Annotated in this window: 14 protein-coding genes, 1 pseudogene and 1 CRISPR repeat array (1 of these 16 only partly in view); of the genes and pseudogenes, 5 read left to right on the top strand and 10 right to left on the bottom strand. The window is 71.4% G+C overall.

Annotated features, from left to right (window positions below; translation table 11 throughout):
- Nucleotides 1–178 precede the first annotated feature (178 nt).
- On the top strand, nt 179–973 hold the full coding sequence (locus ACFV8H_RS16075; RefSeq protein WP_380400135.1) for an ATP-binding cassette domain-containing protein: 795 nt from the start codon (nt 179–181) through the stop codon (nt 971–973).
- Complete coding sequence (locus ACFV8H_RS16070; RefSeq protein WP_380400133.1) at nt 970–2,475, top strand: sugar ABC transporter permease; 1,506 nt, start codon at nt 970–972, stop codon at nt 2,473–2,475. Before ACFV8H_RS16075 ends, ACFV8H_RS16070 begins: the two co-directional genes overlap by 4 nt.
- Nucleotides 2,476–3,050: 575 nt before the next feature.
- On the opposite strand, the gene ACFV8H_RS16065 is transcribed toward ACFV8H_RS16070, so the two are convergent.
- Nucleotides 3,051–4,451 carry a hypothetical protein gene (locus ACFV8H_RS16065; RefSeq protein WP_380400131.1) on the bottom strand — a complete coding sequence of 467 codons (1,401 nt, stop codon included), beginning with the start codon at nt 4,449–4,451 and terminating at the stop codon, nt 3,051–3,053.
- A 138-nt stretch (nt 4,452–4,589) separates the two neighbouring features.
- Here ACFV8H_RS16065 and ACFV8H_RS16060 point away from each other — a divergent pair, with 138 nt between their 5' ends.
- The 3 genes and pseudogenes from ACFV8H_RS16060 (at nt 4,590) to ACFV8H_RS16050 (ending at nt 8,777) form a co-directional block, all read left to right on the top strand.
- Nucleotides 4,590–5,366 (top strand): hypothetical protein, encoded by a 777-nt coding sequence (locus ACFV8H_RS16060; protein WP_380400129.1) that lies wholly within the window; start codon nt 4,590–4,592, stop codon nt 5,364–5,366.
- A gap of 409 nt (nt 5,367–5,775) precedes the next feature.
- Nucleotides 5,776–6,195 carry a hypothetical protein gene (locus tag ACFV8H_RS16055; protein WP_380400127.1) on the top strand — a complete coding sequence of 140 codons (420 nt, stop codon included), beginning with the start codon at nt 5,776–5,778 and terminating at the stop codon, nt 6,193–6,195.
- 1,803 nt (nt 6,196–7,998) lie between these two features.
- Nucleotides 7,999–8,777, top strand: a pseudogene (locus ACFV8H_RS16050) (IS5 family transposase).
- Nucleotides 8,778–8,845: 68 nt separating this feature from the next.
- On the opposite strand, the gene ACFV8H_RS16045 reads toward ACFV8H_RS16050, so the two are convergent.
- The 9 genes from ACFV8H_RS16045 to cas3 all read right to left on the bottom strand — a co-directional run bounded on the left by ACFV8H_RS16045 (nt 8,846) and on the right by cas3 (nt 18,980).
- Nucleotides 8,846–9,259, bottom strand: a complete 414-nt coding sequence (locus tag ACFV8H_RS16045; protein ID WP_380400125.1) for a barstar family protein — start codon at nt 9,257–9,259, stop codon at nt 8,846–8,848.
- Between the two features lie 159 nt (nt 9,260–9,418).
- Nucleotides 9,419–9,736 (bottom strand): type I-E CRISPR-associated endoribonuclease Cas2e, encoded by a 318-nt coding sequence (cas2e, locus tag ACFV8H_RS16040; RefSeq protein WP_380400123.1) that lies wholly within the window; start codon nt 9,734–9,736, stop codon nt 9,419–9,421.
- A 43-nt stretch (nt 9,737–9,779) separates the two neighbouring features.
- A complete protein-coding gene (gene cas1e, locus ACFV8H_RS16035) occupies nt 9,780–10,703 on the bottom strand; it encodes a type I-E CRISPR-associated endonuclease Cas1e (protein WP_380400236.1) in 924 nt (307 codons plus the stop codon).
- Nucleotides 10,704–10,765: 62 nt separating this feature from the next.
- Nucleotides 10,766–11,422, bottom strand: a complete 657-nt coding sequence (gene cas6e / locus ACFV8H_RS16030) for a type I-E CRISPR-associated protein Cas6/Cse3/CasE (protein WP_380400122.1) — start codon at nt 11,420–11,422, stop codon at nt 10,766–10,768.
- Complete coding sequence (cas5e, locus tag ACFV8H_RS16025) at nt 11,419–12,249, bottom strand: type I-E CRISPR-associated protein Cas5/CasD (protein WP_380400120.1); 831 nt, start codon at nt 12,247–12,249, stop codon at nt 11,419–11,421. Before cas5e ends, cas6e begins: the two co-directional genes overlap by 4 nt.
- Complete coding sequence (cas7e, locus tag ACFV8H_RS16020) at nt 12,246–13,418, bottom strand: type I-E CRISPR-associated protein Cas7/Cse4/CasC (protein WP_380400118.1); 1,173 nt, start codon at nt 13,416–13,418, stop codon at nt 12,246–12,248. Before cas7e ends, cas5e begins: the two co-directional genes overlap by 4 nt.
- A gap of 61 nt (nt 13,419–13,479) precedes the next feature.
- The gene (casB, locus tag ACFV8H_RS16015; RefSeq protein WP_380400116.1) at nt 13,480–14,331 is read right to left on the bottom strand and encodes a type I-E CRISPR-associated protein Cse2/CasB; all 852 of its coding nucleotides are present in this window, start codon (nt 14,329–14,331) and stop codon (nt 13,480–13,482) included.
- Entirely contained in the window at nt 14,328–15,935 is a 1,608-nt protein-coding gene (casA, locus tag ACFV8H_RS16010) for a type I-E CRISPR-associated protein Cse1/CasA (protein ID WP_380400114.1), read from the bottom strand. Before casA ends, casB begins: the two co-directional genes overlap by 4 nt.
- Nucleotides 15,936–16,148: 213 nt before the next feature.
- Nucleotides 16,149–18,980: a CRISPR-associated helicase Cas3' gene (cas3, locus tag ACFV8H_RS16005; protein ID WP_380400112.1), complete on the bottom strand. Its 2,832-nt coding sequence runs from the start codon at nt 18,978–18,980 to the stop codon at nt 16,149–16,151.
- Between the two features lie 469 nt (nt 18,981–19,449).
- A CRISPR array of direct repeats spans nt 19,450–20,100; the repeat unit is 29 nt; unit sequence CTCCTCCCCGCACCCGCGGGGGTCAGCCG; it runs 2,364 nt beyond the window's last position.

The following is a 20,100-nucleotide window of genomic DNA, read 5'->3' as shown; positions in this document are numbered from 1 at the left end:
GGGCAACCCGCCCACCGGGCGGGCCCCGCCCCGGCCGGCCCGGACGGCCCGCGCGGCCCGCCGGCCCGGACAGACCCGGCCGACCCCCGGACCCGGGCAACCCTCCCACCGGGGTGCCCTCGTACCGGGCACCCCGCGGCCCGGGCACCCCCCTCCCCCCGTCCCCCGGACACCCAGGATGGTTCATGTGACAGGCGCGCCCGTCCTCCAACTGCGCTCGGTCTCCAAGCGCTTCGGCGCCGTCCAGGCCCTCACCGACGTCGACCTCGACGTCCACCCCGGCGAGGTCCTCGCCCTCGTCGGCGACAACGGCGCCGGCAAGTCCACCCTCGTCAAGACCATCGCCGGCGTCCACCCCGTCGACGAGGGCACCCTCACCTGGCACGGCCGCACCGTACGCCTGACCCGCCCCCAGGACGCCACCGCCCTCGGCATCGCCACCGTCTACCAGGACCTCGCCCTGTGCGACAACCTCGACGTCATCGCCAACCTCTTCCTCGGCCGCGAACAACACCGCCGCGCCCTCCTCGACGAGGTCGCCATGGAACAACGCGCCCGGGAACTGCTCGACACCCTCGCCATCCGCATCCCCGACGTACGCGCCCCCGTCGCCGCCCTCTCCGGCGGCCAACGCCAGGTCGTCGCCATCGCCCGCGCCCTGGTCGGCCGCCCCTCCCTGGTCCTGCTCGACGAACCCACCGCCGCCCTGGGCGTCGAACAGACCGCCCAGGTCCTCGACCTCGTCGAACGCCTACGCGAACGCGGCCTCGCCGTCATCCTCATCAGCCACAACATGGCCGACGTCCGAGCCGTCGCCGACACCGTCGCCGTCCTGCGCCTGGGCCGCAACAACGGCCGCTTCCCCGTCACCGGCACCACCCAGGAACAGATCATCGCCGCCATCACCGGCGCCGACGACAACGCCCACGCCCGCCGCCGCGCCCGGCGCGCCGACGAGGAGGACGCCGCATGACCACCCCCGCCACCAACCCCCGCGCCGACGACCCAAACACCACCAACCCCACCACCAACCCGGGCACCACCAACCCCCACACCAGCCCCGCCACCGACCCCGGCACCACCAACCCCGGCACCACCACCCCAGACGCCACCAGCCCCGCAACCGACCCCGGCGCCACCAGCCCCGGCACCACCACCCCAGACGCCACCAGCCCCGCAACCGACCCCGGCGCCACCAACCCGGACGCCACCAGCCCCGCCACCGGCCCCGCCACCGGCCCGGCCACCGGCCCGGGCGCCGGCGACCCGCGCCTGCACGTCAGCGCCCCCACCTGGGCCGGACGCGCCGACGCCGCCCGCCGGCGCCTGGCCTCCGGCGAACTGGGCGCCCTGCCCGTCATCGCCGGACTCCTCGCCATCGCCATCGTCTTCCAGAGCGTCACCCACCACTTCCTCCAGGCCGACAACCTCACCAACATCACCCGCTTCATCGCCGGCCCCGGCCTCATCGCCGTCGGCGTCGTCTTCGTCCTCGTCCTCGGCGAGATCGACCTCTCCCTCGGCTCCGTCGCCGGCGCCACCTCCGCGATCGCCGCCGTCCTCGCCGTGCGCCAGGGCTGGCCCGAATGGCTGGCCATCACCACCGCCCTCGCCGCCGCCTGCGCCATCGGCCTGCTCCACGGACTGCTCTTCGCCCGCGTCGGCGTCCCCGCCTTCGTCGTCACCCTCGCCGGCATGCTCGCCTGGAGCGGCCTGCAGGAATGGGTCCTCGGCGACGGCGGCACCGTCAACAACCGCCACGACGGCATCATCGCCGGCCTCGACTCCACCTTCCTCGGCGACGGCGACACCGCCTACGCCTGGGCCCTGGCCGTCCTCGCCCCCGCCCTCTACCTCCTCACCCAACTCCACACCACCCGACGACGCACCGCCGCCGGCCTCACCACCCGCCCCCTCACCGACACCGCCCTACGCACCGCGGCACTCGCCGTCCCCACCCTCGCCACCGCCTACACCCTCAACCAGGACCGCGGACTGCCCCTGTCCCTCGTCGTCCTGACCGCCGCCGTCGTCACCACCGACCTCACCCTGCGCCGCACCCGCTACGGACGCCAGATCTTCGCCCTCGGCGGCAACGTCGAAGCCGCCCGCCGCGCCGGCATCAACATCACCCTCGTCCGCACCACCGTCTTCCTCCTCTCCGCCCTCCTCGCCGGCCTCGGCGGCCTCTTCTACGCCTCCCAACAAGGCTCCGCCGACAAACAACTCGGCAGCGGCAACGTCCTCATGATGGCCATCGCCGCCGCCGTCATCGGCGGCACCAGCCTCTTCGGCGGCCGCGGCAACGCCTGGTCCGCCCTCCTCGGCATCCTCGTCATCCAAACCATCACCACCGGACTCGACATGGTCCACGCCCCCCAAGCCATCCAATACATGATCACCGGCGCCGTCCTCCTCACCGCCGTCACCCTCGACTCCCTCACCCGCCACACCCACACCACCACCCACCACTAACCCCAACACCCCACCCCCACCACCCACCACCACCCCCGACAAACCAAAACCCCACCACCCCACACCCCAGAGCAGCCGGACCCCCGCCAACCCACCACCACCCGCCCTCGCCACCCGCCCCGCACAGAAAGCCGACCCCACCGACTCCCCCACCCCCACCAACCGAGCCGGCACTCCCTCCGCACCCACCGGCCCGGGCCCGCGCCGTACACAGGAAGTCGACGGGACCGACTTCCCGTAACCCACAGGCAGGTTGCCCGGGCCGAACCGGCGCGACAGCGGGTCCGACACAGGTTCCGACGCGGGGCAGACGCAGCCCCGCCCAGCCGCCACCACCCACCCCGCAGCCGGAACCTCCCGACCTTCGCCGTACTCGATCCGGTGACGGCCTCCGAGGTGATCGCCGAGCTCATCGGGCTGACCGCACCGTAACGGCACCCCGCCTCGCAAACAGTTGTGGTGTCGTGGCCCTGCCGGGCCCACGGTGTGGTGTGCCGAGGGTCGCGGGTGTGCGGGTGGACGGCAGGACGGGCCGGAACCACTCGCACCGCCGGACGCGGCACGGCCCCGGGGCGTCACCGGTCCACGGCGACGGTGCTGGCCGGGCCTCCGATCCGTGTCCAGTGACCGTCCCGGTCGCCCTGCCAGACGCTGCCGTGGTCGGGGGCGATGCGGTAGAGGAAGTGGTCGCCGACCACGAGGTCGGAGCCGGCCTCGCCGATGGCGGTCCACGAGCCGGGTGTGCCGTCGTAGCGGGAGATCCGGCCGGTGGCCGGATCGGTGGCGAACAGCCCCACGCCGCCGGCGTAGAGGTCGGCGGCGGGACCGCCGATCCTGGTCCAGGATTCTACGGTGCCGTCCCACTGCCAGATGCCCGACCTGTCGGGAGCCAGGCGGTAGACGTGCCGTCCGTCGACGGCGAAGGCGGCGGCGGGACCGCTGAGGTGATGCCAGCTTCCGTCCGCGTCGGTGTAGTGGAAGAGGTCCTCCTTGCCCGCCGGGCCGGTGGCGAAGAGGTCGCCGCCGTGTGCGTAGAGCCGGGCGGCCGGCCCGCCGATCCTGGCCCAGGACGATCCAGGGACCTCGTTCCAGGCCAGCACCATGCTCGAGTCGGGGGCGAGGGAGTAGAGGGCGCCGCGGCCGACCGCGAAGTCCGCGCCGGGGGTGCCGACGTTCGTCCACGAGCCGGGCACGCCGTCGTAGCGGAAGACAGCATGGGTGTCAGGGTCGGTGGCGAACAGCAGGCCCTGGCCGGTGAACAGGCGGTCGGCGCGGCCTCCGACGGTGGTCCACGCGGTGCCGCCGTCCCAGCGCAGGACGGCCCCGTGGTCCGCGGTGACGGCGTAGACGTGCTCCGCCGCAGCACCGCCTGCAGTCCCCTGCGGTGTCGGGGCGGGGGCTTGTGGGGGTGCAGCGGCCGCCTCGGCAGGCCGGTCCGCGTGGCCGACGGAGCCGACGCCGTGTGACAGGAGGACGCCGGTGGCCGCCAGGGCGAGGACGGCGGCTCCGGCCCCCAGTATCAGGCGGGGCCGCCGGAGCCTGCCCGTGTCCGACGGCCGTACCCCGGCACTTCTCGGAGGCTCGGGGCCGTCCGGCCGGGAGGCGGCGGTCGGGCCCTCGCCGGGTGCCGGGGGTCCGTCCGCACCGGTGGTGGCGGCAGGGGCGGCGCCGGGCCCGGCGGCCGCCTGCCCGGGGGGATGCTCGATCCGCTGCCACAGGTCCTCGACCCTGGCCGCCAGCACCAGGCGGGTCCGCTCGTCCGGCACGAGGTCGTCGATGACCCTCAGCAGCACGTGCCTCGGGACGGCCTGTCCGCCGGAGCGGTACTTCGCCCAAGTGCTCTTCCCGCCCAGCTGGTGGTAGCGCTCGCCCAGCGCGCGGACGGTGAGTCCGTTGGTGACCTGGCAGAGGAGCTTCGCGAGTTCGGTGAGGTCCTCCGACTCGCCTCTGGGTGCCCGCTGCTCGCGTCCCGCCATCCCCCCGCGCCCCCGATGCCGGTGGACAACGTCCATTGTCCACTGCCGACCTGCGAACTCGTTGTCCACCGTTGATGGACAATCAGACCAGACCCCAGCGTGGAGCTCCACCGGTTCCGCCGACCACGGAGGCACGCTGTGATCCACGAGAAGAGCACCGCCCGTCACCGCTTCACCGACCGACCCAACCGCCTCGACCGGCTCCGGCTGCGTGCGGCCGCCGTCGCAGCGGTCGCCGTCGCCGCCGCGGTGACAGGCACGCTGCCCGCCGACGCCGCACCGGCCCACAACCCCGCCGTCCGCCACGCGGCAGCGGGAGCGGCGGCGCACGGGGGCCACCGCACGGGCTACTACCCGGGCACCACCACCGCCGACAAGTGGACCGCCCAGGTGGTCGACCCCGTCAAGCTCGGCGAGGGCTGCGACACGGCCACCACGATCCTCGCCACCGTCGCCCAGAACGGGGGGACGACCGTGACCCAGAGCACGGCGTACAGCTGGGCGCGGACCCTGACGACGACGGCCGGCGGGTCGATCACCCTGGACGCCCTCCCCAAGGAGATCAAGGCCTCGCTCAACCTGAACACGAGCAGGACCAAGACGACGACCGAGACCGTGACCTACACGGCGTCCGACGCCTGGCCCGTCCCGGCTGGCACGCACGGTGTGCTGGCCTCCCATCCCCACGTGCAACGCTGGGCGTACCGGCTGCGCGGCGGGGTGAACCACCGGATCATCGGCGACGACCAGGTCTCCGTCCCCGACGGGATCTGCTACACCACCGAGGTCCGCTGCGACGCGTCCGTCGCCTGCATCGGCCGCGGCCTGGGCAGCGTCTTCGGCACCTCCGCTACCGCCAACCGCGGCACCCGCCACGACCGCATGCTGCACCGGCGGGTTGGCGGCCGCAGCTGACCGGGGACGGCCGACAGCCCCTCAGAAGGCTGTGAGGCCGGTCGAGGCCGGTCCGCGACGCGCATCCTGTCCCCGGAGACCTGAGCGGGCTCGGCATCCGCGATGCGAACCTCACGGGTGAGGGGAGGACGGACCGCGGGCGGGAGCGACAAGGGGTAACACCGACGGTGCTGCCCGGGTCCGTCGGCATCCCGGCGCCCCGGACGATGGTGAGGGGCGAGATCCGCCCGCACCCGGCAGGCGTGCGTACTTGGTGGCCTGGCCCCTCGCGATTGGAGCGCGAGGGGCCAGGCCACCAATGGTGCGGTACGACCGGGTCACCGGGCCCACCCGTCGTCCACGGCGGGTCACAAGCCCTGTCGGGCACGCTGGTCGGCCGGTGATCGGCCGGGTCCGATCAGTACGCGCTGTGGCGATCCTCGCGGGCGCGGGCGGCGCCACCGTGGCCGTCGCCCGCGACTTCGCCGGCTACCCCGGCCTCGCCCTCGACCGATTGGAAGGAGGGCGCCTCGCCACCGCCGCCACGGCGGTGTTCCCCTTCCTGTGCGTCTCCTTCGACCTGGCCCACAACCGGCCTGGAGTCTGGGCCTGGCCACTGCACGGCACTGGGTCGGTAACCGCGGCGACGCAGGCCCTGGCCCTGCTCGCGGCGGGCGCCCTCTCACTGGTCGTACCGCCGCCGCGTCGGTACGCCGACGCCGAGTTGATCCACAGCATAATCGCGGCCTCCGACGTGTCAGTCGAGCTGTACCAGCTACATGGCTTCTCCCTCCGCCCTCCGTACCTGACGGTGGGGCCCGCGGTGGCATCGTTCAACCCCTGGCGGTGACCGTGTCGGTGGACGGCGGCGAGTGCACGTCCGGCTATCTGGTCGTGGGTGCCCGCAGCATCGATGGTGACGGCAAGGTCTTGACTGCGGTAGTGCTGGAGGAGGGACTTCGTCCTCGCCTCGTAGGTCGTGAGCCAGCTCCGGATGCGCGCCTCGTTGCCGTCCTTGCAATGGCACAACTCCCTTCCGCAGACGTCGCAGACAGGCAGGTCGGCGTTCTCCGCTTCATGGCGGTGGACCGGATCTTCGAGGCAGAAGCAGCCAGCCACACGATGGCGGATGCGGCGTTCCAACAGCCCTGCAGGCCGTCGCCGAAATGCCGGGCACGACGACGAGCAGCCTCGCCGATCGCATGGGCATCGCCGTCGCATCAGTGTCCGAACACGCCACCGCCCTCCGCGCGGCCGGACTCATCGCAAGCCACCGCCCACGTGCCTCCACCCTGCATTCCCGACGTCGCTGGGCACCAGCTTCATCGATGGTGCCGGCACCAGCATCCGATCGCCGAGCGAGCGCCAGCACTCCAAGCGGCAGTCGGCGCGGGGCAGGAGAACCTCCTGAGGTACGACGCCAAGTCGCCGGTCTCACACGAGGTACGCCGCTAAGACCGCCCCGGCACGTCGCCTACCGGGCAGCCACGACGACCCACTGGCGCGAGACGGCTCCGCCTACCTCGCCAGTATCCGGCCTGGGGACGACTGACCCCCGCTAGCGCGGGGAGGGGCGCAGAGACTCTCCAACGTACCGACCAGAGGCGGCTGACCCCCGAGAGACGGGGATATGGCGAACCTATGCTGAAATCAATCTACCATGGAAGCAGAACTCAGAGAGTTTCGATAAAAGAATTAGCAATTGATATTACATTAGCCATACTCCAGTCACGCTTCCCGTCGCCCCACGCTCTCCCGCAAGCCTCTAGTCGTGACGTTCCGAGAGGCTCTGGAGCAGAAAACAGTCAGATTCTCGGCGCGCCGAATGGTGGGCAGGCAGTGGATTTTGGTAATCTCCCACCGGGCAGGAGGCACTGCACTCCGCACCCTGAAGTATATATTCCTATTAGCGCATACCAGAGTGACCTGGCAGAGCCGGGGTGGAAGTTGACACCCCGACACTACAACCCACACCCACCTGATTCGTCACCAGCGTCCACACAGGCTCGCACGCCCACCAGATCATGGACGCCCAACCCCAAACAACGCCAGTGCGGCAGCGAACCGAACACCCCATCACGACCACCAGCTGACACCTGGCCAAGCGATGTCCGACCCAAGAGAGAGGAGTCACAATGCCAGAAGAGGGAAAGTGCCTGGTAATTGATGTACGCACCGACGATGCCCGCCTAACACTGCGCTGGCAGAAACGCCCTGCCGCACTTACGATCCTCTTGCTATTCAATTTGATCTCAGCAGGTATCGGCTACGTCCTAGCGCATCGATATTAGCTCTTCAAACTGAACCATGCGCCGTCAGGACCAAGCCTTCCGACCCAGTCTCGACACCAACACAGGACCACCAGAGCAGCGCATAGGCAACCACTACAAGCCAGGAACAAGTTCTGAACACGATCCACCCAGTAATCCACCACATCGGAGCCATCACGAGGTCAGGATCGGCAGAGACCACCGCTACCCATTCCGTCGTGCTGATTGTCCTGGCCCTCTTCGTCCCACTAGTTCTGGCTTACCCCCGCTGGCACAGAGAGAAGGCTTCCCGACCTGCGGCGGTTCTAAGCCTTACTGATCGTTTCACAATGAGTTGAGCCACGGATCTTGCGCTCGGCAATCTTGGTCGGCACTCTGTCCGAGTGCGCGATCTTGTTCTGGACGACCTGTGGGAGCGCGTGGCTCCACTGTTGCCACCTGCTCCCGAGCGGCGCCACCGCAACCCAGGGCGACTGCGAGTTCCCGACCGGGCGGCTCTCATGGGGATTTTGTACGTGCTGCGGACCAATGTCGCATTGCGCGATGTCCCGGCCCAGACCGTGGGCTGCTCTGGTGTGACGGCCTGGCGCCGGCTTCGGGACTGGACCCAGGCCGGCGTCTGGCCCCGCCTGTACGCTGCCCTTCTCACCGAGTTGCGTCGCGCCAACCTTCTGGATCCGGACGACTGCGCCGCGGACGGGTCACACGTCCGGGCCCTCAGAGGGGGGATCGCGTCGGTCCGTCGCCGGTTGACCGCGGTCGTCCCGGCTCCAAGCACCATCTAATCGTCGACCGCCACGGAACCTCACTCGCCGTCACGCTCACTGGCGGCAACTGACACGCCGTCACCCAGCTCCTGCCGCTGCTGGACGCAGCCCCGCCGATCCGGGGGCAACTGGGACGTCCCCGCCGCAAGCCACGGCGCCTGTAGGCCGACCGGGGCTACGACTTCGACACGTATCGCCGTCTGCTACGGAAGCGTGGTTCCAAGCCGATGATCGCCCGACGCGGCGTCGCCCATGGCTGCGGACTGGGCAAGGTCCGTGGGGTGGTCGAGCGCGGGTTCGCCTGGCTGCTCCAGTTCAAGCGACTCCGCATCCGGTACGAGCGACGCGCCGACCTCCACCAGGGACTACTTGAACTCGCTTGCTCGATCCTCTGACTGCGGCCTCTTCGAAGGGCTGTTCCAACCCGGCAGTAGGCTCCAGACGTCGCTGCTGGTGCCCGCGTCTACAGCAGTAGCGAGTTGAATGACTTGCCCGGCTGATCCATCGAGTGCCCCCAATGTCGACCTGCAGTGTTGAGGATCCTGAGGAGTATCTCGCGGTCCTCGGAACACTCCTGCAGCATGAGTGCTGACCGCTCGATGACGAGTAGATAGTGGTCAGCGGGCGCCCACCTCATGTCGCGAAGGCAGTCCGAGAGGGCGTTCCAGTTCCAGCCGAAGTAGACCGGAAACCGGAGACGGACACTTATCTGTTCGAAGAGCCTTTGTTCGTCGCCCATCTCGGCACCGTCCAGCAAAGCCACATAGCTGGTCCCCGAAGGCGGCAAGAGGAACGCAGGGTGCTGTACGCCCTCCATCCAGTGGTGCACCCAGGGCGCCTCGCCAGTCCAGTAGTGGTTCATTTCCGTCCAGTTCAAGGTATCCAGCCTGCACCTGACACGATATCTGGGCCGCATCAACCGCGATCAACCGCATTACCGAAGCAGTGGGCCTGGACAGGCGACGGCGGCGACGTCCAAGCGCCTCGCTTCCCGCGCCCCCGCAGCTTGCCATCCGCCCCGGTCATTCTGAAACGATCAGTTAGCCGATTCTTGGCCATCTGTGGATTGCAGGCCCGTCATCGCGACCAACGTCAGCCCGTCGAAGTCGATCGGCTTCCGTCGCTGCTCGCCCGCTGTGCGGAGCTCGAAGCCCTGCTCGTTGGCCGCCGGGTGGACCAGGACGGCCACTCCGGCGCCGATGCAGCCGCTGACGGCTTGCCAGAGTTCCTCCCGTACTTTGGCGGAGATGGTGCCGACGTACAGGTGGGGTGTGACCTCGATGAGCCAGCGGGTGAGGGCGCCGCGGACGTGGTCGGGGACGGCGGTGGCGGACAGGACGGTCATGGTTGCCATGGTCGCTCCCCCGCTGGGCGGACGTACACGGGTTCGAGGGTTCTCACAGCGGCTCCTCCCCGGCGTAGTTGACGCCGCCCGGGATGGGGCCGGTGATCGGGTCCCACAGGTCGACGAGTTGCTCCTCCGGGTCCGGGAGGGTGATGTCTTCGTCCGGTGCGAGCAGGCGCTGGACGTCGGTGACGATGCGCGGGAGCAGGCGGAACAGGCGCAGTCCGTCGCGGAAGCCGCGGCGGGCGTCGGCTTCGGGCTGTGGGGAGGCGTGGAGGGAGAAGGCCAGCGGGATGGTGAGTTCGGCCTTGTAGAGGTCGGCGATGTCGTAGACGAAGGCCTGCTGGTTGCCACTGTGGACGAAGCCGAGGGCGGGTGAGCACCCGAGGGCGAGGACGGCCGCGTGGACGATGCCGTACAGACAGGTGTTGGCGGAGGAGAGGGCGAGGTTGACCGGGTCCTGGGTGTCCCAGGAGTCCGGGTCGTAGTTGCGGCGGAAGCGCCCGATGCCGTGCTGCTGGGCGAGGAGGCGGTAGTGGGCCTTGACCCGTTGGCCTTCGAGGCCGCGGAGTTTGGCGAGGTTGCTGCCGGACGGGACGGTGCCGCGGCCGAAGCGCTGCTCGTACATGGCGGTGGCGACCGCGAGGCGGGTGGCGTCCTCGGCCCAGGCGCGGGCCTGGCGTTCGAGCCAGGTGGTGCTGAGGGATTCGGGCAGGGTGGCGGCGTAGCAGCGGACGCCGCCGGATCCGGCGATGACGACGGTGGTGCCGTGGCGGGCGAAGGTGGCGAGGGCCCGGGCGGTGATGGAGGTGCCGGGGCCGAGGAGGACGCAGCTGAGGGCAGCGGTGGGCAGGTAGACGGTTTCGGTGCCGCGGTGGGGGCTGGTGACTTCGGCGCAGACGCCGGTGTCGTCCTGGACGATGCGGACGATATCGAGGTAGAGGAAGGAGAGGGAGTCGGCGACGCGCGGCAGCATGGCGACGGTGGGGGCGGCGAGTCTGCGGCGGGCGTTGCCGTCGTCGGGGCGGCGGCGCGTGGTCACTGGGCCTCCCGGTGCGGGGCGATGCTGAGCAGGCCGCAGCCGTAGGCCTTGCCTTTGCCGATGCCGTCGGTGAGGCGGGTGCGCAGGCGGTCGGCGTCGGTGATGACGGCGGTGCCCTCGAAGAGGACGCGGTCGTGCTGGATGGGGCGTTGGTCGCTGCGGCGGCGCCCTCGGGCGGCGTCGAGGGGGGTCGAGCGGAGGGTGGCGAGGGTCAGGCCGGTGGCTTCGGACTGGCGGGTCCACCAGTCCTCGGCGGCCGCGCCCTGGAGGGGGACCACTGCCTTGAGCTGGTAGAGCTCCCGGGTGGCCCGGCTGGGGCGGCGGATGGGGTTGGCGGCGATGCGGTAGCGGACCTGGAGGCCGTCCCGAAGGGCTTCGAGGAGCGGGGAGAGGGTCTTGGTCGCGGCCTGTCCGTAGCCGGCGGGCAGGCGGTCGAGGTCGGGCGGTTGGGCGCTCTGGAGCAGGATCTGCTGGCCGGCCGTCGTGCTCTCGGTGCGGAAGAGGACGCCGAGCCGGCGGCGGGCCTCGGTGTCGGCGACGCTGTCGGGGAAGAGCGACATCATGCGGTGGTGCAGGTCGATGGCATGGTCGCTGTCGCGGCGGGCGTCCCGGCTTCGCTGGTCGGGGATGATGCGGGTCAGCCACAGGGTCATGCGAGGGCGCTTTCCGGGCGGGTGGCGTGCTGGTCGAGGTAGCTGCCGAGGGCGGTGAGGTAGACGGCGCCGAGGCCTCGGCAGCGCTCGGCGGGCAGGGTGAGGGTGCGCTGGTAGCGGGGGCGGGCGCGGTAGGAGCGCTCGCGGGCGTGGAAGGTGACCGGGTCGTCGGTGACTTCCCCGGCGGGGGTGCTGCCGTCGTCGCCTCCGGGCTGGGGGTGCGTGCCGAGGCGGTCCAGCGGCTGGTCGCCGTGGAAGACGACGTCGACGGTCCTGGTCCCGGTCGGTGTGCGCCGGGCGATCGGCAGGTGGACGAGGTGGTGCAGCGGGTCGTCGACCAGGCCGAGCAGCAGGGGGCCCTCGGGCGGGCAGGAGCGGCGGCCGAGGTACGGGGGCCAGTGCGGGTTGCGCAGCGCGTGCGCCCAGGTCTCCAGAAGGTCGGCGTCCGCGGTGATCGCGGCGGTGAAGACCGCGTCGGCGAGGTAGTAGCGGTGGGAGAGCAGCGTGGCGGTCGCGCCGGAGCGCTTCTTGCCCTCGGCGGTGGTGACGGTCCGCGGGGCGGGCAGCCCGCCGCCGACGGTGTGCAGGTCGCGCAGGACGGTGCCCGGGCGGTCGGCACGGACGGTCAGCGAGAGGGTGGCGAGGTCGCCGATGTCCTCGCCGCGCTTCCTGCCGAGGGCCGCGGCGAGCAGACCGATGACGCCGGAGCGGGTGGGGAAGGGCGCGGTGTCGCGTTCGTTGAACTGGCTGCGCTCGCCCCAGGACTGCACCGGCGCGGCGAGACGCAGGAGCAGTCCTAGGGTGCCGGGCAGGGTCGCCGGGGTCATGCGCCGACCTCGGCGGGGACGGCGCTGAAGGCGGCGTCGATCGCGGCGTCGATGAGCTGGGGGAAGGAGTCGACGCGGGTGCCGAGGCCTTCCAGGTCCTTGTCCTCCAGGCTGGCCCAGGCGGCGGTGACGGTGCCTCGGCCGCCGAGGAGCTTGTCGGCGGCGGTGGCGTAGCGGGCGAGGGCGGTGCGGGAGGCCGGGCCGTAGCCGCCGCTGTCGTGGGAGGCGACGGGCTGTTCGAACGCGGCGGCGTAGGAGAGGGGGCGGTCGCTGCGGACGGCGACGTGGACCAGGTCGGGGATGGTGTGGGGAGCGGTGGCGGTCTTCTTGGCGCGCGGGAGGGAGAGGACGAAGGCCTCGGCGAAGCCGGCGGCGAGTTCGCGGGCCGCTTCGCGGTCACCGCCGAGGTTGCGCTCCAGGTCGGCGAGGTCGACGGTGGCGTAGCGGTAGAAGACGCCCGCGCTGAACTCGGCGTGGCCCATGTGGGCGCTGCCGGTGGTGTCGCCCCAGGCGGAGGTGACGTCGTCGACGGCGGAGAAGTAGTCCAGTTCGACGTCGGTGCCGTGGGTGGTCAGGGCGTGGGCGACCTGGACGGCGCCGTCCACGCCGGCGTCGTCGACCTCGGCGAGCATGCGGCCGAAGAGGTTGATGACGCCGTTGCGGCTGCGCAGGACGGCGTCGATCGCGTCCTTGGGCAGGACGCTCTTGTCGCTGGCCTTCTTGATGTCCTTGGCGTTCTCGAGGTCGGCCCGGTGCTCCTCGGCGAGGGCGGCGAGTTCGGCGACGGCGGTCTCGGGCACGTACACCATGGCGTTGGTGGTGATGACGGGCGAGTCCTTGGCGGTCTCGAACTTGATGCTGCTGCCGGCGGCGACGTGCTGGCCGGCCCGCTGGGCGAGCTGGGCGGGCCAGCCGTGCTCCTCCTCCAGGAGGCGGGTGACGCGGGCGCCGATGCGGCGGGTGCGCAGGGCCTGCTCGCCGAAGCTGTTCTGGAAGTACTCGCGGACGGCGCGCTTCCAGGACTGGCTGCTGACACGGGTGCGTTCGGTGTCGCCGTAGCGGACGGTCTTGACGGAGTTGTTGTCGTCGCGGTTGAGGTTGGCGAACGGGACGCTCTGGATGACGTGGATGTCGAGGAAGCGGGCGGTGGTGCGGTCGGGTGCGGGCATGCTCTGCTCCTTGAAAGGGTTCGAGGGGTGCTGTGTCGGTGCTGCGGGATCGGTGGCCCGGTCAGGCCTTGGGCTCGGAGCCGTCCGCGCTGTCGGCGCCGGGGGCGTCGCCCTGGCCGTCGTCGACCGGGTTCTCGTCGTGCTCCCGGGCCCGGCGCTCACCGTCCTTCTGCAGGGTGCGGTGGTAGTCCTGGAGCCAGATCCGCTTGATGGTGCCGGAGCGGCGGCGCCACTGGCAGAGGTCGACGAGGAGTTGGGCCCAGTCGATCTCGACGTCGCTGCCGCGGAGTTGCCGGGCGACGCCGGGTAGGTGGCGGTGCAGGCCGTCGACGCTCTGCCGGGTCAGCAGGTTGAGGCGGGTCTCGGCGGAGGCCTCGCGCAGGCCGGCTCCTTTGCCTCCTTTGAGAACGCCGTCGGCGAAGGCGTGGCCGAGGCTGCGCGGGGGGATCCGCTTGGCGGTCGCGGGCTCGCTGTCCTCGGTGGCGCCGGTGTACTCGGGCGGGGCGGGCGGGGTGCCGCGGTCGTCCGGCGCCGTCCCGTCGGTCGGCTGCTCCCCCTTCGGCGGCTCGTCCTTCCTCGGTGCCTGCTTCGCGGCGGCGTACTGGTCGCGGCGCTGGGCGGCGATCAGCGAGGCGACGGTGTAGAAGGCACGCTGGACGTCGCGGCTGCGCGTCTGCTCGTCGGTGAGCCAGGAGGCCACGTAGCGGTGCATGAACGGCACGGTGTCCAGGTCCTTGCCCACGCCGCGGCGCAGGGCCGCCCGGACTCCCGGGTCGTCGTGGCTGCGCTGGTCGATCCTGGAGGTGAAGGCCCGTGCCCGCCCCAGGGACGGTGTCAGAGCCTGCTCCTTCGGCCCGCGGGACCGGTCGTCGGCCGGTTTGGCGGGACCCGGGATGGCGGCGGTGGTGCTCACGTGTCCTCCGTGCTGGTGGGGCGGCCTCCGGGGCCGCCGGTCTTGGCGGGGCGCTTCGGCGGTCCGCCGTACAGCTCGATGCGGGCGGCGGTGCAGGCCTTGGCACCGCGGTTGGTGCCCAGGGCGCCGTAGGTGACGGTGTCGTAGGCCTGTTCCGCGAGGACACGGAAGGCTGCGGCGGCACCGTCGAAGTCGCGTTCGCCGAGGCGCTTCCAGAACTCGGCCTCGGCGGCGGGCCAGTAGCGGGCGGCGGCGTCGACGGCCCAGGTGCAGTCCCGGATCTTGGGTGCCTCGGTGAAGCCGGCCCAGGCCTTCTTGACGGCACGGTCGAGGCGGTTGCCGTAGCGCTCCCCCAGCACGCGGAGGCGGCCGATCTCGACGGCGATCGTCGCCCCTTCCTTCTGCTCCGCGAGGTCGAGGACGGGTGGCGTCAGGGCGTCGACGAACTGGACGTCCTTGGCCTGTCCGTCCTGTTCGAATCCGAGCGCGTGGACCCTCAGCTCCTCCGAGACGTCCGGGGCCCAGTCGAAGACGGTGGGGCGCTGGGGCTTCGCGCTTCCGGCCGCGTTCTTGAGCAGCAGGGCGTCCAGGTCGCGCCACAGCGCCCGGTGGGAGTCGGCGGGGCGGGCGTAGGGGTTGCCTTCCTTGCTGGTCTGCCAGATCAGGTACTGGTCGCCTTCCCGGGGGATCTTGTGGAGGTAGGCCCAGGTGATGAAGGCGTCCTCGACGAAGGCGCCGGTGGTGTCGGGCACCAACAGCAGCGCGTGCTGGGACCGCGCCGTGAGCTCCGAGCACGGGCCCCTCAGCGGGGGCGGGGCGGCGACCGGGTCGGGGAGTTCCTCCCTTTCCCATGGGCAGAGGTCGCTCTCCCGGCGGACCTCGAGACGGGGCTTCGGCAGCCCGGCCAGGAGGGTCTCGAGGAGGGTCCGGCCCTCCGGGTGGTAGGAGAGCGTGCTGCGCAGCGGGCCGGCCTTGCTGCCGGCTTCCTTGACGGTGCCGACGGTGCGGCTGGAGCAGCGTCCGGAGGGCCCGTAGTAGTGCCAGATGAGCAGGTGCAGGACGGCCTGGTCGGGGGTCGGCAGGTCCGGGGCGGTGCTGTTGACGTGCTTGAACCAGGAGTGGTTGTTGCCCGAGGGACGGGTGGTGATCAGCTTGTTGACGCCGGCGGTGTTGCCGGGGTCGCACTGCTCCGTCAGCCGCGGGTCCTGGAGGAAGGGCCTGACGGGGTCGAACAGGTCGAAGCGGCCGTGGTGGAGCTTCACGTAGGCCGTGATCTGTTCCGGGTCGAAACGCCCTGCTTCCACCAGGTCTTCCCGGCGGTCCGACCAGGTGTCGGGGCCGGGCTTGTCGAGGAAGGCCTGGTCGAGCCCGGTCATGCGGGCGATCATCGCGTAGAGCACGCGGTAGAGCGCGGCGAGGCCCGGCGGGGTGGCGACGGTGATCTGCTCGATCTCGTGTGCGCGCAGCAGGAGTTCGCGCAGACCGACCGCGTCAGGGTAGGCCGTGTTGGTGTCCGAGAGGTCGTCCTCCCTCGTGCGCTGGATCCAGCGCACGGGGATCCACGCCTCGTCGAAGAGGTTGTAGGCGGGTGGTGCGGATGACATGCGGCCTCCGGCGAGGCGGGTACGGGTGATCACAGGGTGGGTAGGCTCTGCGCGTCCCCGCAGAGAGCGGGGGTGAGCCGTGCGGTGCTTAGGAAGCGGTCGCATCGGCGTTCCTGTCCCCGCGCAAGCGGGGGTCCACCGCTCCTGGGCCCGGCGGCTGCCCTGCCCAGGAGCGGTATGGCCAACGTAGTGCCAAGTGCGGTGCTTAAGAGGCTAGTTCTCGGAAATTCCCACGTTCGAGTACTCGATCCGCCGCTCCCCCAGCCGGCACGTCCAGTGCTCGCCGTCTCGGCGCATGCGCAGCGACGCGAGGTCGACCAGCAGAGGCCGGTCGCCCCAGGCCGCGGGCACGGCGTTGTCCTCGGTGCGTCCCATGAGCCAGCGGCCCGGCAGCGGCACGGTGTGCCGCATGATCAGCGCGATGTCGTCGCGTTTCGGGGCCGTCGTGGGCAGCGGCAGGTCGCGGTCGGGAGCGAGGCTCCACCTCCCGGGCTCACGTTCGAAGACGCACACGGCCCGCCCGCTGTCCGCCCCCAGACGTGTGGTCAGCATCTCCTCACTGATCCCGAAGCCGCGGTCGCTGAGCGGACGCAGGTCGTCGGTCACGTCGCACGGGGAGCTGATGCCGGTCAGGCCCGCGAGCTGCTCCTCGGCGGCCGCCGAGGCGATGCGCTCGGCGTCCATCCGGTCGAGTTCCTGGGCGGCGGCCTTGTCCAGGCCTGCTCCGAAGTCGTCCGCGTAGACCTCGTCCACGAGCCGCTGGACGTCCTCCGGAATCCTGATCACGCCGTCGGACTGCCTTTCGAGCAGCAGGCTGGTGCGGCGCAGCAGCGAGGCGTCGTAGACGGTGCCCCAGGTACGGGGTGTGGCCACGCGGCCCTTGTCGTCGAGCGGCTCCAACACGACCATGCGCGGCTCGTCGGACTTCCCCGTCCACACCGGACGGTTGGGGCGCTCGTGGCGCTTGCCTCGGCCCGCACGCTGGAGGAGCTGCGCGAGCGGGGCGAGGTCCGAGACGATCAGGTCGAAGTCGAGGTCCAGGGACTGCTCGACGATCTGGGTGGCCACCAGGACCGAACCCTCGCGCGGCACGGCGGCCGCAGTCTCGTTCGCGGGCTTTCCGTAGGCGGCCTCGCACTCCGCGGTGATGCGCCGGCGTTCGTGGGCGGGGAAGCGGGAGTGGAGCAGCCGCAGGCCGCCGTCCCGGGCAGCGAGTTCGGGCAGGGCCGACCGCAGGTCGCGGTAGGTGCGCTGGGCCTCGTCCACGGTGGTGCAGCAGACGAGGACGCAGCCGCCCTCAGCGGTGACCGGGGCCAGGATCTCGCGGAGCGCCGCACGGCGGCCCGGCCGGCCGGGCTCCATCGCGGCGGCGCCCTCGTCCCGGACGTCCCAGCGCACCCGGCGGGTCTCCAGCCGCAGGGTACGGGCCCGGCTGCTGCCGACCGTGCGCGACTCGGACACCGTCCCGCTGCCGGCGTCCACGAACAGCCAGCCCGGGTAGCGGGGCTCCACGGCGCTGGGCTCGTGGAACCCGGCGCCGCGCCGGTAGGCGTCCACGAGCGACGAGGCCGCCGTGCCGGTCAGGGTCGCCGACAGCAGCACGACCGGGGCACCGAACGCGCCGAGCCACTCCAGCAGCCGCACCAGCAGGCTGTGCATCCACGGGCCGTAGGCGTGGGCCTCGTCCACTACCAGGACCTTGTCCGCGAGGCCGAACAGTCGCAGGAAGCCGTAGCGCACCGGCAGCACCCCGGTGAGCGCCTGGTCGATCGTGCCGTTGGCGAGCGGAGCAAGCAGGCCCCGCCGCCCGGTGCGCAGCCACTGGCCGGCCTCGGTGTCCGCCAGCACGGCCGCCCCGTCCGTCGCGCCCTGGCCGGCGGCGTAGTCAGGGCTCAGCCAGGCCATGCTGTGCAGCAGGGTGAGCGCCCGATCACCCTCGATGTTCGCCTCCGCGAACTTACGCACCCTGGCGAACATGGCGTCCGCCGTGGCCATCGTCGGCAGCGCGAAGTAGACCCCGGCAGCGCCGGAGGCGCGCGCCATCACCGAGGCCGCGTGCAGGGCGGTCTCGGTCTTGCCGTCCCCTGTCGGAGCGGTGACCAGCAGCAGCCCCGGCCCCTTCACCACAGCGGGCAGGCGCTCGACGACGTCGGCCTGCAACGCGTTCGGAGGAAACGGGAACTGCTGGGCGAACGACTTGTCCGGGAAGACCGCACGCCCGAGCCCGGCCTCGCGAACCCAGCCCGGTGCGGCGTTCGCAGCCACCCGAAGGTGCTCCGTGAGCTCCGCATCGCCGGCCTTCCACCCCTCGCCGGGCATCCGGGGCTCGATGACGTCGACCTGGCTGGCCAGCCAGTCCGCCAGCACGACCAGCCCCACGACCACCACCGCCAACTCCCCGGGCAGCACCGACTCCAGCGCCGCATCGGCGCCGACCGTCCGCCTGACCGCGTGCGCGTGGGCCAGGCGCTGCGCCCGCCAGCCTTCGGCGGTTCCGAGGCCGGGCTGGTAGCCGGACGGGTCCTTGAGCTCCTTGGCCAGCAACGCCTCGGCGAAGCAGCCGTGGTGACCGCCCAGAAGCTGGGCGATCTGGTGGGCCGGCGACCGCTTCACCCGCGTGCGGAGCGGGTAGCCGCACTCCTCGAAGAACTCGACCAGGCCCCAGTGCGTCGCCGTCTCATGCCTCAGATAGCCGCTGCGCTTCGCCGCCGGGTTGTCCTCCGCGTAGGCCGGGTCGCACATCAACTTCGCCAACTCACCGGCGACGTGCTGCTGGAAGTGCAGCGAGATCTTCCCGATGTCGTGCAGCCCGGCCCACAGCATCACCATCTCCCGGGCCTTCCCCGCCGTGACACCCACGGCCCCGGCGAGCCGGCTCCGCAGGCGCTCGCTCAGGACCACATCCCACAGGACCCCAGCGACGGCGGCAGTGTCCAGGAGGTGGCAGATCACGGGGTACGGACCGGGCAGGCCCGCGCTCTTACCCCACAGACGGCGATCCGGACTCACGGGTCCGAACACGCCAACGGGGTTGCTGTCAGTCATGACTGAATACCTATCAGCAACCACCGACAACCCTCACGGCTCGCCGTCAGGGCCCACGGCAGGTTAAGACCTGGCGGCGAGCCCCACAACGCATCTCTCAAGGCCACAAGCCTCGCAGCTGTTCGCCGGCAACCTATATAACGATTTCGAAGCCCTCTATCGCAATCAACTAGCCAGTAGGTTGGGCCCTTTGGCCTCCTGGAGATCCGGCTGGACATGGCGGGCTCGTGCGGCTGCGCAGCGCTCGGGGCACAGATGCCCCGAGCGGCAAGAACGCAGGAAGCAGACACCCCTACGTCGGCCCACACCCGGCCGACTCCCGACCCGACTGGCGCGCTGATCGCCCGTGACATCATGTGAGAGCTCCTTGACACCTCGACAGTCCGGCAACGCCCAGCCCGCCCCAAATCGACGCCGCCAGAACGGTCAAGAAACGGCAAAGGCCCCGCATCGCCGCAGGTCGCAAAGCCTCCTCCCCGCACCCGCGGGGGTCAGCCGGCCCTGCTCGGAGTAGGTGAGCGGTCGGACGACTCCTCCCCGCACCCGCGGGGGTCAGCCGCGCGTCGCCATGAACAACGGCCTCTCCCGGGTCTCCTCCCCGCACCCGCGGGGGTCAGCCGCACGGTTGACCAGCGGCTTAGCGTCCGTGCTGCTCCTCCCCGCACCCGCGGGGGTCAGCCGCCGTGCCGGTCGTGCATGCACGCCGAGTCGGCCTCCTCCCCGCACCCGCGGGGGTCAGCCGCGGTGGGTGTCGAGGATGGTGCTGCTGGGCGGCTCCTCCCCGCACCCGCGGGGGTCAGCCGGCGGCCGCGCACGACGCGTACCTGTCGGTCGGCTCCTCCCCGCACCCGCGGGGGTCAGCCGGTCCGCGGGACCAGCAGCCGCAGGCGCAGGGGCTCCTCCCCGCACCCGCGGGGGTCAGCCGGAGGCCGACGGTGCGCGGCAGCGCGCGGAGGCCTCCTCCCCGCACCCGCGGGGGTCAGCCGGATGCCGCCGTCGAGATCGCCCGCCGTCAGCCCTCCTCCCCGCACCCGCGGGGGTCAGCCGTCGCCGAGCCGGCGCGGGCGGACGGTGCCGGTCTCCTCCCCGCACCCGCGGGGGTCAGCCGCCGCGCCCCGTT

The organism is Kitasatospora sp. NPDC059827 (genome assembly GCF_042731675.1).
Taxonomy (GTDB): Bacteria; Actinomycetota; Actinomycetes; order Streptomycetales; family Streptomycetaceae; genus Kitasatospora.
The sequence above is the reverse complement of the archived record's forward strand: the minus strand, read 5'-3'. Positions and strand labels throughout refer to the sequence as shown.

Bases quoted from the DNA above. Each gene is read 5' to 3' on its own strand.
- cas5e (WP_380400120.1), bottom strand. From the start codon at position 12,249: ATGACCCCGGCGACCCTGCCCGGCACCCTAGGACTGCTCCTGCGTCTC.
- ACFV8H_RS16065 (WP_380400131.1), bottom strand. From the start codon at position 4,451: ATGGCGGGACGCGAGCAGCGGGCACCCAGAGGCGAGTCGGAGGACCTC.
- ACFV8H_RS16075 (WP_380400135.1), top strand. From the start codon at position 179: ATGGTTCATGTGACAGGCGCGCCCGTCCTCCAACTGCGCTCGGTCTCC.
- cas6e (WP_380400122.1), bottom strand. From the start codon at position 11,422: ATGACCCTGTGGCTGACCCGCATCATCCCCGACCAGCGAAGCCGGGAC.
- cas7e (WP_380400118.1), bottom strand. From the start codon at position 13,418: ATGCCCGCACCCGACCGCACCACCGCCCGCTTCCTCGACATCCACGTC.
- cas3 (WP_380400112.1), bottom strand. From the start codon at position 18,980: ATGACTGACAGCAACCCCGTTGGCGTGTTCGGACCCGTGAGTCCGGAT.
- casA (WP_380400114.1), bottom strand. From the start codon at position 15,935: ATGTCATCCGCACCACCCGCCTACAACCTCTTCGACGAGGCGTGGATC.
- ACFV8H_RS16070 (WP_380400133.1), top strand. From the start codon at position 970: ATGACCACCCCCGCCACCAACCCCCGCGCCGACGACCCAAACACCACC.
- cas1e (WP_380400236.1), bottom strand. From the start codon at position 10,703: ATGCTGCCGCGCGTCGCCGACTCCCTCTCCTTCCTCTACCTCGATATC.
- cas2e (WP_380400123.1), bottom strand. From the start codon at position 9,736: ATGGCAACCATGACCGTCCTGTCCGCCACCGCCGTCCCCGACCACGTC.